The organism is Candidatus Competibacter denitrificans Run_A_D11, from assembly GCF_001051235.1.
Classification (GTDB): domain Bacteria; phylum Pseudomonadota; class Gammaproteobacteria; order Competibacterales; family Competibacteraceae; genus Competibacter_A; species Competibacter_A denitrificans.
On the sequence record NZ_CBTJ020000088.1, the window covers coordinates 19,303 to 34,273 of the forward strand.

Genomic DNA, 14,971 nt, shown 5'->3' on the forward strand with positions numbered 1-14,971 from the left:
CTTGGAAGGAAGGCGAACGATAAAGATCAGCTAATAACAGAAAACGATTAAAGCTCAGCAACACGCTTGCAGGCGGCGGCGGATTGTTTCGGCAGGTAGCAAAGCCAGAATTCGTGCCAGTTCCGGGCCGTGCGTTTCCCCGGTCAGTGCCGCTCGCAAGGGCATAAACAGAGGCTTACCTTTAAGACCGGTTCGCTCGCGCAAGTTAGCCGTCAAGGCAGGATAGTCAGCGCCATACTGATCGTAAGCGGCTAATGCGTGACCGAAAAAGCCCGAACCGGCCGCAGTGATGGCCGTCTCGCTCTCGACACTGCGCGCCAATTCAACCCCAAAAAAGCGCTCCGCCCAAAACAGGGCATCGGCTGGAAATCGAATATTAGGCCGGACTGTCGCGATAAACGCTTCGGTTACTTCTTCCGGTACTTGATCTCGCACTCCAGTGCCGACCCAATCCCATAACTGCTCGTAGGTGGCGCGCTGAACCCCTTCAGCTTGCCAATGCAGTAAATGCGCTTCGTCAAAACGCGCTGGCGCCCGACCCAAATGATCGGGTGAGAATCCCGCAGCCAACTCATTAACATTCAGCCATGTATCTTGCTCGTAACTATGACCAAGCCGCGCCAGATAATTAAGCAGCACCTCAGGTAGATAACCCTGGGCGCGCAACTCGCGCACACTCAAATCTCCCGACCGCTTCGACAGCGGTCCACCGTCGCTACCGACGATCAGTGCCAAATGCCCATAGTGAGGCACGGGCAATCCCAGCGCTTCCAACAACAATACTTGGCGTGGGGTATTGGTCAAATGATCCTCGCCGCGCAGCACATGAGTGACCCCCATCAAGGCATCATCGACCGCATTGGCGAAGAAAAATTGTGGCGTGCCATCCGCCCGACGGATGACGAAATCGCCGATATCGTCGCTGGCGAATCGCTGGGGACCGCGCACCAAATCGGTAAATTCCACAGTTTGGCCATTGGGAACCTGAAATCGCAGGCTCGGCGATAAACCGCGTTCCAGTCGCGCTCGCCGGTCAGCCGGACTTAAGCGTGCGCAGGTGCCGGAATAGCGTGGCGGTCGCCCCGCCGCCAGTTGAGCCTTGCGGCTGACTGTAAGCTCAGTCGGCGTACAAAAACAGGGATAGATCCGACCGGTATCTTCAAGCTGGCCGTAGTATTCCTCATAGATCGCCTCGCGCTCGGACTGCGCGTAAGGCGCTTGCGGGCCGCCTCTTTCTGGTCCTTCTTGCCACTGCAACCCCAACCAGCGCAGATCGTCCAGCAGTGCGTCAACGTATTCCGCGCGGCTGCGCTCCCGGTCAGTATCCTCGATGCGCAGTAAAAAAATTCCCTGCCAACGCCGGGCTAGCAGCGCACTAAACAAGGCGGTACGGACATTGCCTAGATGCAAAAAGCCGGTCGGACTGGGGGCAAAGCGTGTTTTGATGTTTGCAATCGTCATGGTGAATCCATAGTAGCGGAAAGGCTGCACGCTCACCAAATCTGGCGGCGAGCGCAATCTCTGACTATCATGCCGCTCTACTCTTGCCAACTCAGGTATCAGTCAATGACCAACCGATCTTCAATCTTGGCCGCAGCACTGCTCAGCCTAATCGCTATGGGCGCCGAAGCTGGGCCGAAAGTCCGCATAGAGACGACCCTTGGCCCCATTACGTTAGAACTGGCCGATGACAAGGCGCCCAAGACGGTAGCGAATTTCCTTGAGTACACGCGCCAAGGTTTTTATAACGGGACTGTTTTTCACCGCGTCATCGACAATTTTATGATTCAAGGGGGCGGTTTCACCGCTGATTTCCAGCAAAAACCCACCCGCGCGCCGATCCCCAATGAAGCCGATAACGGCCTCAAGAACCTGCGGGGTACAGTCGCGATGGCTCGTACCAACGATCCCGGGTCCGCTACGGCCCAATTCTTCATCAACGTCAAGGATAATGCGGCGCTGGATTATAAATCAGCAACACCGCAAGGCTGGGGTTATGCAGTATTCGGTAAAGTGATCGAAGGCATGGATACCGTCGATAAAATTCGCAAGGTCGCCACCGGCGCGGGCGGTCCCGGCGGCCGCTTTGCCGATGTGCCAGCCAAACCCGTCCTCATCAACTCGGCGATGCTTCTGCCCACGATAGTGCCCTCGGCACCAACTACGCCCCCGCAGCCCGCCAAATAACCAACCCTCATCGGAGGCAACGCTATGGTTAACCTGCATACCTCACTCGGAACGATCAGCATTGAGCTGGATTCCGCCAGCGCTCCCGCTACCACAGCCAACTTCTTACAATACGCCCGCGATGGCTTCTACGAAGGAACTCTCTTTCATCGGGTGATCCCCAATTTTATGATCCAAGGCGGTGGGCTTGAACCGAGCATGACCCCCAAATCAACCCGCTCGGCGATCCGCAATGAAGCCGATAACGGCCTAAAAAACAAAGTCGGTACTATCGCCATGGCCCGGACCTCCGACCCGCACTCCGCCACCGCCCAATTTTTTATCAACGTCAAGGACAATGATTTTCTTGATCATCGCAGCCCGACCGCCCAAGGCTGGGGCTATTGTGTATTCGGCCGCGTCGCTGCGGGAATGGAGGTGGTTCAGGCTATCGCCAAAGTCCCAACCACCAGCAAACAGGGCCATCAAGATGTACCAGTCACCGATATCATGATTACCAAGGTGGAACTCGTCGGCGAGTAACCCCATGGCTACACTGTTTATCTCCGATCTGCACCTGGATGCCTCTTGCCCGGCCATAACCGGCTTGTTCCTGGCGTTTCTTGAGGGTCAGGCTCGGCAGGCCGATGCTTGCTACATCTTAGGCGATTTGTTTGAAGCCTGGATCGGAGATGACGATGATGCGGAGCTTGGGCGCACGGTCGCCCTCGCCCTGCGGAGCTTGACCGATTCCGGCATACCTGTGTTTTTCTTGCATGGGAACCGTGATTTTCTGCTTGGGGAACGCTTTGCCGCTGCTGCCGGTTTTCGGCTATTAGCGCAAACTGAAATCATCGACTTGTACGGTGAACCGGTGCTGCTCTTGCACGGCGATACGCTTTGTACGGACGATACCGCATACCAAGCCTTTCGCGCGCAGGTCCGCAATCCGCTTTGGCAGGCCCAACTGCTGGCATTACCGCTGGCTCAGCGCCGGGTCTTGGCCGGTCAACTACGCGAAACCAGTCGCCAATCGACCCGCCAGAAAACCGCTGACATCATGGATGTTAACCCGGTAGCGGTGACACAAGCGCTGCGCGACCATGGAGTGCAGCGCATGATCCATGGCCACACCCACCGCCCTGCTATTCACGACGTTCTGCTGGAAGGGCAACCAACACGGCGAGCGGTATTGGGCGATTGGTCTGCCAATCTCGGCAGCGTTCTGCGCTGTGACGCCAGCGGTTGGCGACTGGAAACCGTGATCTAACTCGGTTTGGATGCCATGATCCTGCTGCCCTCGCCGCCTCTTTCCTCAATCATTCGCCACGAACCGGGAGCGTTCGCGGCGTTGATGGATCTCTACGAAAATAATTACATTCATGTGCGCCGCCTCGTGCCGGCCCTGCCTGAAGATCCGACCCATCTGGTATCTCAGGTACCGGATGGCCTGGATTTGCACTTTCGTTTGCTCGAACGCACGCGGTATACCAGCGAAATCAGCTTGACCTATCGGTTCGACCAAGCCGGTATGCTCTGCGTGGAACCAGATTTGCACATCAGGGTGTACCACGATGCGCAACTGGCGGAGGTTCTAGCCGCGCATCTGCGCCATTTTCCTGCATTCGATGCGGAATCCCTCATCGTCCATCGATCCGATGGCGCGCAACTCTACCGACGCTGGAAAATCAACCGATTTCTTTTTAAGTGGCTGCAATACTGTCTGCGACAAGGCCACCGCTTCACTGCACCAGGTTGCAGCATATGGTGCCTAACATAACGCTTAAAAATTTTGAGGATACCTCCGTCTAATAGTTGACTAATACGCTCAGTATAATATAGTTTCCATACTTAATAGTCGGGAATTAGCTCGTTCAGACAGGTATTGCATCTTAGAGGCGATCACCTAACAAGGCTAAAGGAAGCCATCTTCCGTCATAAGGCACTACGGATAGCTTGGTAATGGCGCTCGACCTTAACGGCCGGCGCACCTGTCCGATCAACATCAAACAGCAGGACGACATCCAATGAGACTTTCCACGAAAGGCCGTTATGCGGTAACCGCCATGATGCACCTGGCCATCCATGATCGGCATGGGCCAGTAACCCTGGCTGAAATATCGCAATGCCAGGGTATTTCGCTGTCTTATCTAGAACAACTCTTCGCCAAATTGCGCAAACATACCCTGGTCGAAGGGGTGCGCGGACCAGGTGGCGGTTACCGGCTGGCACGGTTCCCTGACCAAATCACGGTTGCCGATATCATCAGCGCGGTCGATGAGCGGCTGGATGCAACCCGCTGTTACGGCCATGAGAATTGCCAGGAGGGCCGGCGCTGCTTGACTCACGAACTATGGACCGATCTGAGCCGACAAATCTTCACCTTCCTGGAAGGCATCACGCTGGGGCAGTTCGTCGAGCGCCCGGCCGTTTGTGAGGTCATTCACCGCCAGAATGCCACCCGGCGGCGTGAGCGCCCGACCACGGAGCGAGCACAGATTCCCATCGCTGTCATGTAAACGCCCCAGCGCAGCCTGATGCGCTCACCGATCTATCTGGATTACGCCGCCACGACACCGGTCGATCCGAGTGTGGCGGACCTGATGAGTCAGTACCTGACGTCTCAAGGTATTTTTGGCAATCCTTCCTCCAGCACCCACCGCTTTGGGCGGCTGGCAGCCGAAGCGGTGGCTATCGCCCGTGCGCACGTCGCCGCTTTAATCGATGCCGATCCTGGCGAAATCATCTGGACATCAGGTGCCACGGAAGCCAATAACCTCGCGCTGCGCGGCATTAGCCGCACTCGGCAAGGTCGCCATTTCGTTACGAGCAAAACCGAGCATAAGGCCGTGCTTGATGTCTGCCGGCGGCTGGGAAAGGAAGGCTGGACCGGTACTTATCTCGACCCTCAAGCCGATGGCTTGATTGCGCCAGACCAGTTAGCGGCGGCATTGCGTCCCGACACCGTGCTGGTTTCCCTGATGCACGTTAACAATGAAACCGGGGTCGTACAGGATTTGGCTGCGTTAGGCGCTTTAACCAGCGCGCGCGGCGTGTTGCTGCACGTCGATGCCGCACAGAGCGCGGGCAAACTACCGATTGACCTAAAGACGCTGCCCATCGATTTACTAAGCCTCAGCGCCCATAAGCTTTACGGTCCAAAGGGCATCGGGGCGTTGTTCATCCGGCACCGCCCAAACCGTATCCAGTTGGAACCGTTGCTGTATGGCGGTAATCAAGAACGCGGCTTGCGGGCTGGTACTTTACCGGTTCACCAGATTGTCGCTATGGGCGAAGCCTGCCGAATCGCCGGTACCGGATTGGTTGATGAATGCGCACGTCTCCAAGCCTTGCGCGACCGGTTATGGTATGGCCTCAGCACGCTGGACGGCACGGTCCTGAACGGCCATCCTACTCGGCATTGGCCCGGCATTCTCAATGTCAGTTTTGCCGGTATCACTGCCGAAGCTCTGTTGGCTGCCGTGCCAGATATCGCCGTTTCGACCGGTTCCGCATGCACGTCCGCTACCGCCGAAGCCTCCCATGTGCTACGCGCTATGGGCTGTGACGCTGAACGGGCGCGCGGCGCGATTCGGTTTAGCCTGGGGCGTTTTACCACCTGCGAGGAGATCGATTATACGATTCAGGTGGTCATCGAGGCGGTGAACCGGTTACGGGATTTATCTCCGCTGTGGCATCCCGCTCGCGCATATTCAAGCCTAATCGATTGGTCAGCACCGGTATAAACTGAGCGCCGATACTGCCTATCTACTCGCTTTGAAAGATCACTGATGAACCTCCAAGAACAACGTGCACTGGCCTCGTTAATTCGCAGCCAACGCTGGGCGGCACTGGCGACGCAAGGGCCTAATGGTCCAGAAGCCTCTTGGGTCGCCTACGCGCCAGAACCCAGCTTTGAGGGTTTTTTGCTGCATGTCAGCACGTTAGCCGCCCACACCCGCAACCTGTTGGCCGATCCCCGTGCCGGTCTTGGCATCAGTGCGCCGGAACAGACCGGTGAAGACCCCCAGACACTGGCACGCTTGACCATCCAAGGCACAGTAACCGCCTTGGCAAAGGATACGGAGGCTTACCAAGAGGCAGTTCGGCTTTACCAGACCTGGTTGCCCGCATCAGCGCCACGCTTTGAATTCAGTGATTTTTTGCTGCTGCGCCTGACGCCGCTTCGGGTTCGGTTCGTAGGGGGTTTTGCGCGGGCTTATACCCTGGATGTCACCAGCTTGCGAGCAGCCGCTCAGCGCACCAACTGATTCAGGTCAAAAATTGGTAGCAAAATCGCCAGCACGATAACCAACACCACCCCACCCATCACCAGAATCAGCATCGGCTCGAAAATACCGAGTAAGGCGGCAATCAATGTCTCGGTTTCGCGTTCCTGCTGAATTGCGGCCCGCTCCAGCATATTTTCCAGGCGGCCGCTCGCTTCGCCGCTGGCGATCAATTGGACGGTCATCGGCGGAAAATAGCCGCTAGCACTGATGGCTTTGTTGAGACTGGCGCCCTCTTTAACCCGCGCCGTCGCTTGTTCAACCGCCTCTCGCATCGGTAGATTGCTTAAAACCTGTGCGGAGATCCGCAATGCCTCCAGCACCGGCACACCGCTGGCCATGAGGATACTGAAGGTCCGGGCAAACCGAGCAGTGTTAGCCCCCCGTGCCAGGCGCGCCACCAACGGTAGCCGCAGCAGGGCTTGATCAACTCGGCGCCGGAAGCCAATACGGCGCAGCGCAAGCACCCAAGCGATAACGCCCCCCGCCAAGATCGCCAATAGCCACCAGCCGTTCTGGCGTAGAAACTCGCTTAAGGCGATCAAACCCCGGGTCAAGGCGGGCAATTGCTGATTGAGACTACCGAAAACTTGTACTACCTGCGGCACTACGTAAGTCAGCAAGCCAGCAACGACCAAGATGGCCACACCGGTCAGCATCAGCGGATAAAACAGTGCCAACCCGACTTTCTGGCGCATCTGCTGGCGGGCCTCGGTATAGTCGGCCAACCGCTCGAAGACCACCTCCAGATGGCCTGACTGTTCGCCCGCCGCCACCGTTGCCCGATACAGTTCTGGAAACACCTGCGGAAAATCACTGAGTGCGGTCGCCAGCGTATGCCCCTCCAATACCCTGGCACGCACCGCTAGCATCATACCGCCTAAACGTGCCCGGTCGGCCTGACGGGCGACGGCGCCCAACGCTTCTTCAACCGGCAATCCTGAGCCGACCAGCGTCGCCATCTGGCGCGTAATCAGTGCCAAGTCCGTCGCGCTGATTCGCAACCCCCACAGCCGCCGCCGACCACCGCGTTCCTGGCTGGCCACCTCTTCGACTGATAATGGGTTGAGACCTTGCTCGCGCAATGACTGCCGGGCCATCCGAGGCGTGTCCGCCTCCAGCAACCCCTTGCGCTGGCGACCCTTGGCATCCAGCGCGGCATATTGGTACGCCGGCACTAATCCTCCCGTGTCACTCGGATCAGCTCTGCCAGCGAAGTATCCCCGGCTAACGCCCGCCGTCTACCGTCGTCGCGAATGCTGGGACTAGACTGTCGGGCATAGCGCTCCAGATCAAGTTCGCCCCTGCCTTCGTGAATCATAGTCTGCATCGCCTCATCCACTATCAGCAGCTCGAAAATGCCTGAGCGCCCTCGGTAACCAGACTGGTTGCATTGGTCACACCCGTTCGGCGTGTAAATCGTTGGCGGTGCTACCGGACTCACCCCCAGAACCTCGCAATCCGTCGCCGTCGCTAAATGGGGCTGCTTACAGCTTGGGCACAGTTGACGAACCAGCCGTTGTGCCAGCACGCCGATCAGCGATGACGATAACAAGAACGGCTCGACCCCCATATCGCGCAAGCGGGCGATAGCACCGACCGCGCTGTTGGTGTGTAGAGTGGATAACACCAAATGACCGGTCAATGACGCTTGCACCGCAATTTCAGCGGTTTCCAAATCACGGATTTCACCGACCATAACCACATCGGGGTCCTGACGTAGAATAGCGCGCAGACCACGCGCAAACGTCATCTCAACCTTGGCATTAACCTGAGTCTGGCTCACACCGTCCAGATAGTATTCGATGGGGTCTTCGACCGTCATGATGTTGCGCTTGCGGTCGTTGAGCAGCGTCAGCCCAGCGTATAGGGTGGTCGTCTTCCCGGAACCGGTTGGGCCAGTGACCAGGAGGATGCCATGCGGTCGTTGGATTAGGCGCATCAATCGCGATTCGCTGTGACGCTCCATGCCCAAATGTCGTAAATCCAGCCGCCCTTCCCGTTTGTCCAGTAACCGCATCACCACGCGCTCACCGTGTCCGGTCGGCAGGGTCGAAACCCGCACGTCCACCGGCCGACCGGCGACCCGCAAGGAAATCCGGCCATCCTGCGGCAGACGTTTTTCCGCGATATCAAGATGGGCCATGACCTTGACCCGCGAGACCAACAACGGCCCCAAGGCCCTTGGCGGTTGCAGGGCCTCGCGCAGCACGCCATCCACGCGAAATCGGACCATCAACCGATTTTCGAACGACTCGATATGGATATCGGAAGCATTTTCCTTAATCGCGCCGGTTAACAGCGCGTTGATCAACCGGATGATCGGGGCATCATCGGCGCTTTCCAGAAGATCTTCCGGTTCTGGCAGGTTGAGTGAAACCTGATTGAGATCAATTTCCTCGCCCAGGTCTTCCATCATCCGGGCGGCGCCGTCGCTATCGCCTTCGTAGCTATCTTGCAGCATCCGCTCGAAATGTTCCGGCTGCACCGTGACAGGTCGTAACGGTGCCCTTAAAAAGCGGCGCAGTTCCGCAAGGCTGCCTGAGCCAACCCCCGGCCGACAGGCAACGGTAATCCGACCATCCTCTTGATCGACCACCAGCACACCGTGACGTTTAGCGAACGCATAGGGCAATTGGCGTGCCGACGGTTCTTCCTTGTCCGTCACTTGGGTTGTCGGCACTTCAACGCTCATTTATCGCCAAAACCGAATTCGTTGGTTTTGGGCGCGGCCGTACTCGCACGGGCCGGCGACGGTAGGGGGGCAACGACCTCCTCGCTGTTGACGACCGGGGATTGCGACACCGGGGGCGACGGGGGCGCGAGGTTAAGGACCGTACCCTCTTTTTTAACCTCTACGTCGCGCTTGAGAACCGGAGGCTGGATCTCGGGCAGCAAGGAGATTTCTTGTTGGCGGGCAGCAAGCTGCTGCTCACGCATGTAGCTGTACTTATCGTTGGTATACAACGTACCGAGTGCCGGATCGCGGAGGATGACCGGATGCAGGAACACCATCAGATTGGTTTTTTTCTTGTTGGTGCTGCGGTAACGGAACATGTTGCCCAGCACGGGGACATCCCCCAGCACGGGGACTTTCGAGGCACTTTCCGTATGATTATCATCAATCAAGCCACCGAGTACCAACACCTGTCCGTTTTCCACCAATACTTTGGTCTTGATCGAACGCTTATTGGTCGTCGGCCCTTGTGAGGCCGAGTTCGCCGAAGGTACCACCGTCGATACCTCTTGGGCGATCTCCAACTTGACCGCGTTACCTTCGTTAATCTGGGGCTTCACCTTCAGCTTGATGCCCACATCGTCGCGTTGGATGGTCTGAAACGGGTTACCGACAGCGCTGCTGCTCCCGGTGCTGCTGCCGCTGCTGGTATTCGTAGTGTAATTGCCGGTGACGAAGGGCACGTTCTGCCCGACGATGATCTCAGCCTCTTCGTTGTCCAACGTCACGATAGTCGGGGTTGACAGGACGTTGGTATCCGCATCCTTAGCCAGGGCACTGAGCAGCGCACCGAAATCACCGCCGCCCAGACCTAGTTGCAAACCGTTGGGAATCGTGGCGTTACTTAAATCAAGGTTGTTATTTTTAAGGCCAATCTCTACCTTTTGCGCCAGGCCAAGCACATTGCTGAGACTGCTGGCCCCGGCATCGAAATTAGTAAACCCGATGGCACTATTACCCGCCACACCCCATTGAATGCCGAGCGCGGCCGTCTTCTCGGCGGTGATCTCGGCGATAACCGCCTCGACCAGCACCTGTGCGCGACGCACATCCAATTGCCCAATCACAGTGCGCAACGAGCGAATGAGTTCGGGCGGCGCGGTGATCACCAGCGAGTTGGTGGCCTCATCAGCCTGGATATCGACCGCCCCGCTACCACCACTACTACTGGTCGGGCCTCCGCCGGCTGGCGCGGCTTGGCCTTGCGACAACACCGGGACCGGGACATTGCGTGAGGCTTCGTTGCTCAAGTTCTTGCTGGCCCCTTGCAACACCGACACCAAATCTTTGGCCTTGGCATAACGCAGATAAACCACCTGGGTATTGCCACCGCTGTCTACTGGGGTATCAAGATGCGAAATCAAGGTACGCAGCCGCAGCCGGGATGCCTTATCCCCGCTGAGCAAAATACTATTGGTGCGCTCATCCGCAACCATTCGGGTCGAGCTACTGACAGCGGCAGCCGGATCTGCCTTGGCTTTGCTTTGCTCCAGGGTAGTCAACACCCGCACCACTTCATTGACCGAAGCGTAGCGCAACGGCACGATCTCAACTTCCTCGTTGCTGGCTAGATCAATCCGCGCAATGATGCTGGCGATGCGCTCCACATTGGCCGCGCTGTCGGAAACGATCAGCACGTTGGTCGGCGTGTAGGCAGCCAGATGACCCTGTGGCGGGATCAGTGGGCGCAAAATCGGCACCACCTGTGCGGCGGATACATTTTGCACCTGGATGATTCGGGTCACGATTTGGTTAGGTTCGGCACTGCTCTGCCGGTCAACGGTTGGGATGCTCTCTTGTTTGGCACCCGCTGCTGGGATGATCTTGATGACATTACCGTCGGGTACTGCCGCGAAGCCATGAACATTCAACACTGCCAGGAACACTTCATACAGTTCCTTCTCGTCCATCGGCTTGGCGGAAACGATAGTGACCCGGCCCTTAACGCGAGGATCGACGATAAAGTTTTTCCGGGTCAGCACCGACATGCTTTCGACCAGCGCATTAATGTCGGCATCCTTGAGATTGAGCGTGACCGGCGCGGCGGCCGTTCCAGCGCAAACCGAACCCAACAGTAACGCTACAAAGATCCGGCGGCGCGTGGATTGCCCGCCAAAAGGAAGCTGCCTGCTCAGCCAATTATTCATCAATGATCGCCAATGGTCGATAAATGCCGGCCTGCTCTCTTCTAAAATGCCATTCAAGTCATCTGACGGCGGCGGGCCTACCCAAGGAAAACGCCAGGGGTATTTCGGCGCCATTGCGCAAAACGCGCACCTTGATCTGATCGGCGTGCTGCAATTCTCGCAAACTCGCAAGGCCGCGCATCGGCCCATCAAGGCGATGCCCATTCACTTCGGTGATCACATCACCGCTAGTGAGACCAATCTGTTGCAACAACTGCCGATCTCGGCCCGGTCGTAAACGAAACCCAAGAAAACGGCCTTCTTGCACATAGGGACTCGCAAACGCGATATCCTCAAGCGCCTGGGGACCGGCCGCCCCACGCAAGCGAGCAGCGACAGCCGTTGCATCGATCAGTTGCGGCTCGCGAGAACTGGACGGTTGTTCCTGCGGTATCTCTGGTTGAGCCGGCTCAGCGGGAGGCTCAATGATAGGCTCGGCTGGCGGTAAACCTTCCACAGTCGGTGCCCTCTGAGTTTCTTCGAGGCGGGGCAAATTGAGCACTTCCTGCTGATTGCCACGCGATACAATGACCCGGTCGCGTTGGACCTGCTCTAATCTAGCACCACCCGGTAATGCCTCCCCAATCCGGTAACCCCGCTCTACGCCGGTGCCCTCAGCAATAAGCGCCAGTGCTTTATCCGCGCGCCGTTCGGCGAAAAACACGCCCACCAAGCGCAAATTGAGCGGAGCGACCGCCACTGGCATTGGGGGTGCCGCCACTGGCGCGGGCGCCTCGTTCCTGCCGAACAAGTGCCAAGCACCGATACTCGCCACATCGGCCCGCTGCACGACCCCAGTGTCTCGCGCGGCCACTCCTTGAGTCATGATGCCCGTCGCTCCGCCGGATAGGAACGACGGCCCCCATAAAATCGTGGCTGTCAAACCGGCAAGAACGCGGGCTAATCCTACCACCAGCAGCGCATTGACCAGAACAGCAACACCCCGCAACCAAGCATCGAGGGGCAGTGCTGTCCAAGTGTGTTTTTCCGAGGCTAATTTTATGTTTTTTAGAAAATTTTCCAATACTTAGACCCGACGTGGCAACCTGGTCATCACGCTACATACATAAAGAGCGGCGACACAGTTTACGCTGAACTGAAGCCGCCACTCCGATCTTCTTCAACCTTGCCTGTAAAACAATTAAAACAATCTTAGCGATTATCTCTGGCCCCGCACCCGGGCTTTCGGCCGCACCACAGCCATCGTCGGTGTCGCCGCCGCCGGCTTGGCCCGAACGCCAATCACCCGGCCGGATTGCGGCGGTCGCGCCAACTGGATGTGAGCAGCCATCAGTTCTCCGAGCCGATCCAATACTGCCACCGGCATCGGGGCGCTGTGTCGCTCCGCCAGATCAACATGGATTACCATCAACTCGCTCGTTGCGGATACAAATCTCTTCTCCGCATGATATAAGCGATGGAAATAATGGATACGCTTGGTATCAAAACCGAGCAATTGTGTGGTGACACACAGTGGATTGCCTGCCACTAGCTCGCGTTGGTAGTTGACGTGGGCTTCGACCACAAAAGCGGAGCAATTGTCACTCTTTCGATAAGTTGGCCCCATACCTAAAAAATCCATAAAGGCATCGGTCGCATGATCGAAAGCGAGCACATAATAGGCCACGTTCATGTGACCGTTGTAATCAATCCACTCAGGTGGCACCACATCAGAATACAGGGACAAAGGGGTTTCTAGCCGCATGTTCGTTATTTTAATCTTCGATGTCCGAGGAAAGCGCGGTACGCTACCCGCTTTTATTGGGTAGCGCAATGATTGCTACGATCACTGCGATTCGTTGGCACTCTATCGGTGGGCGGCCCTCAAAATTGGCTTGGTGGATCAGTCTCTCGACCGACTGAGAGAGTGGGTGAAACCATCCTCCATAACCGAGTCCTTGCAAGCGGTTTGAGCAATCCTTTCACTCCACACTAACCTTACGGATAGTCACGAAGATGTCAATGATGGGGCGCATATTAATTGTGGCTGGCTCCGATTCCGGTGGTGGCGCAGGCATGCAGGCCGATTTGAAAACGGTGACGGCGCTCGGTGGCTACGCAGCGACCGCAATCACGGCGTTAACCGCCCAGAATACCCAAGGCGTGTTCGGCATTGTCGGCATCGACCCCACGTTCATCGCCGAACAGATGCAGGTGGTCTTGGCGGATATCGGCGCCGACTGTATCAAAACCGGCATGTTACATACGGCGGCGGTCATCCAAACCGTTGCCGAGGTTCTCGAAGTAGCCGCACCGGGTATTCCGGTGGTGGTGGACCCGGTCATGTACGCCAAAGGGGGTGACTGCTTGCTTGATCCGGCAGCCCGCGAAACGTTGGTGCAGCGACTGCTGCCCAGAGCGGCAATCCTTACCCCCAATATCCGCGAGGCAGAAATGCTCGGTGGTTTACCGATCCGACAACCCGATCATCTGGCAGCAGCGGCTGACCGGCTCTTGGAAATGGGTCCGACAGCGGTATTGGTCAAGGGCGGCCACCTCGCCGGGTCAACGGTTACCGACTGGCTCGCTTGGCGCGGAGGTCATCAAGCCTTCACTTCAATCCGTTCATCCAGCCGCAATACGCATGGGACTGGCTGCACACTGGCTTCGGCTATCGCCACCGGGCTAGCGCAAGGGTTGGCTCTTGGCGCCTCGGTGGAGCGTGCCCTTGCTTACGTCCAAGAGGCGATTCGTACCGCGCCTAATCTAGGGAAGGGCTGTGGACCCTTGAACCATGGCCATACCATGCATCCTTGAGCTTTGGTAAGCAGGGGAAATTATCCTTCAGAATGCGCCTCACGCTGGGCAATATCGAGCCACTCCTTATTAAGGCGATTGCTATGTTTTGAGGCGCGTTTTGCGGTACGGATAAGTTCTTCAAAAATCTGGGTGGCCTCTGCTATTTTCCCCTGGCGTTTCAGTAAAAGCCCATAACGACATTTGGCTTCCGCACCACTATAATATTGACAAAGGGCTTGGTATTCCTCCATCGCCTTGTCGATCTCGCCCAATTCTTCCAATGATCGGGCATAAAGCAAATGCCCTTCTTGATTTCTAAATTCAGGGTTTTTTTGTATCAGCGTATCAAGCGTTTCTTTGGAATCTTTGAATTTTCCAGCCGAGAAAAACGCCTTTGCTAACCCCAGCAGCAGATAAGGGTCGGTACCATAAATTCCCTTGAGTGAGCGTTGATATAACTCGATAGCATCGTCAATCATGCCATGCTTGATCAATTCGTCAGCAAGCATGGTGCGATTTTCCACCGTATCCGAAGCGTCAAGATTATCTAATCTCTTTCGTAAATCTCGCTTGGGGTCCAGCGTGGTGGTAATCGCCTTCGACACACCTCTGACGGCACGGCTTGAACGCGCTTCAGGCAGCAACACCATCAATGTGTAGAGTAGGCAACCGATCAGCGGTACAAAAATAATGAGATAAATCCAAATTTGATCATGGCCACGCCGAATGGCGTGAGCCGCGAAACCGATTTGGATGATTAATATCAAGATACCTATAACAGGCATTCTTTACCTTCCTGTTAATTTTCCTTGAGTAAATATTATAGAACAGCACACCCTAATAGTTAAAAACCA

15 protein-coding genes are annotated in these 14,971 nt (G+C 56.7%); 8 read left to right on the plus strand and 7 right to left on the minus strand.

The window, feature by feature from the left end:
* Positions 1-54 precede the first annotated feature (54 nt).
* Positions 55-1,461, minus strand: coding sequence for a glutamate--tRNA ligase (gene gltX / locus BN873_RS15020; protein WP_048675562.1), 1,407 nt, complete (start codon positions 1,459-1,461; stop codon positions 55-57).
* Between the two features lie 105 nt (positions 1,462-1,566).
* Here gltX and BN873_RS15025 point away from each other — a divergent pair, with 105 nt between their 5' ends.
* The 7 genes from BN873_RS15025 (at position 1,567) to BN873_RS15055 (ending at position 6,437) form a co-directional block, all read left to right on the plus strand.
* The gene (locus BN873_RS15025) at positions 1,567-2,187 is read left to right on the plus strand and encodes a peptidylprolyl isomerase (RefSeq protein ID WP_048675486.1); all 621 of its coding nucleotides are present in this window, start codon (positions 1,567-1,569) and stop codon (positions 2,185-2,187) included.
* A gap of 24 nt (positions 2,188-2,211) precedes the next feature.
* Positions 2,212-2,709 (plus strand): peptidylprolyl isomerase, encoded by a 498-nt coding sequence (locus BN873_RS15030; protein ID WP_048675489.1) that lies wholly within the window; start codon positions 2,212-2,214, stop codon positions 2,707-2,709.
* Between the two features lie 4 nt (positions 2,710-2,713).
* Positions 2,714-3,436 carry a UDP-2,3-diacylglucosamine diphosphatase gene (lpxH, locus tag BN873_RS15035; protein ID WP_048675491.1) on the plus strand — a complete coding sequence of 241 codons (723 nt, stop codon included), beginning with the start codon at positions 2,714-2,716 and terminating at the stop codon, positions 3,434-3,436.
* A 15-nt stretch (positions 3,437-3,451) separates the two neighbouring features.
* Positions 3,452-3,946 (plus strand): DUF1249 domain-containing protein, encoded by a 495-nt coding sequence (locus BN873_RS15040; protein ID WP_071244339.1) that lies wholly within the window; start codon positions 3,452-3,454, stop codon positions 3,944-3,946.
* A 247-nt stretch (positions 3,947-4,193) separates the two neighbouring features.
* On the plus strand, positions 4,194-4,685 hold the full coding sequence (locus BN873_RS15045; RefSeq protein ID WP_048675494.1) for a Fe-S cluster assembly transcription factor: 492 nt from the start codon (positions 4,194-4,196) through the stop codon (positions 4,683-4,685).
* Positions 4,686-4,703: 18 nt separating this feature from the next.
* Entirely contained in the window at positions 4,704-5,912 is a 1,209-nt protein-coding gene (locus BN873_RS15050) for an aminotransferase class V-fold PLP-dependent enzyme (RefSeq protein WP_048675496.1), read from the plus strand.
* Positions 5,913-5,957: 45 nt separating this feature from the next.
* The gene (locus BN873_RS15055; protein WP_048675499.1) at positions 5,958-6,437 is read left to right on the plus strand and encodes a HugZ family pyridoxamine 5'-phosphate oxidase; all 480 of its coding nucleotides are present in this window, start codon (positions 5,958-5,960) and stop codon (positions 6,435-6,437) included.
* Here BN873_RS15055 and gspF read toward each other — a convergent pair.
* The 5 genes from gspF to BN873_RS15080 form a co-directional block, all read right to left on the minus strand.
* Positions 6,422-7,633: a type II secretion system inner membrane protein GspF gene (gspF, locus tag BN873_RS15060; RefSeq protein WP_048675502.1), complete on the minus strand. Its 1,212-nt coding sequence runs from the start codon at positions 7,631-7,633 to the stop codon at positions 6,422-6,424. The genes BN873_RS15055 and gspF overlap by 16 nt on opposite strands.
* Positions 7,633-9,138 (minus strand): type II secretion system ATPase GspE, encoded by a 1,506-nt coding sequence (gspE, locus tag BN873_RS15065; RefSeq protein WP_048675568.1) that lies wholly within the window; start codon positions 9,136-9,138, stop codon positions 7,633-7,635. The genes gspF and gspE overlap by 1 nt, the downstream gene beginning before the upstream one ends.
* Positions 9,139-9,146: 8 nt before the next feature.
* Positions 9,147-11,339, minus strand: a complete 2,193-nt coding sequence (gene gspD, locus BN873_RS15070; protein ID WP_053085398.1) for a type II secretion system secretin GspD — start codon at positions 11,337-11,339, stop codon at positions 9,147-9,149.
* A gap of 58 nt (positions 11,340-11,397) precedes the next feature.
* Entirely contained in the window at positions 11,398-12,327 is a 930-nt protein-coding gene (locus tag BN873_RS15075; RefSeq protein WP_048675504.1) for a type II secretion system protein N, read from the minus strand.
* A gap of 210 nt (positions 12,328-12,537) precedes the next feature.
* On the minus strand, positions 12,538-13,065 hold the full coding sequence (locus BN873_RS15080; protein ID WP_242434448.1) for a thioesterase family protein: 528 nt from the start codon (positions 13,063-13,065) through the stop codon (positions 12,538-12,540).
* 275 nt (positions 13,066-13,340) lie between these two features.
* On the opposite strand from BN873_RS15080, the gene thiD reads away from it, so the two are divergent.
* Positions 13,341-14,135, plus strand: a complete 795-nt coding sequence (thiD, locus tag BN873_RS15085; protein ID WP_048675506.1) for a bifunctional hydroxymethylpyrimidine kinase/phosphomethylpyrimidine kinase — start codon at positions 13,341-13,343, stop codon at positions 14,133-14,135.
* Positions 14,136-14,155: 20 nt separating this feature from the next.
* Here thiD and BN873_RS15090 read toward each other — a convergent pair whose 3' ends face one another.
* A complete protein-coding gene (locus BN873_RS15090) occupies positions 14,156-14,902 on the minus strand; it encodes a tetratricopeptide repeat protein (RefSeq protein ID WP_048675512.1) in 747 nt (248 codons plus the stop codon).
* Positions 14,903-14,971 lie beyond the last annotated feature (69 nt).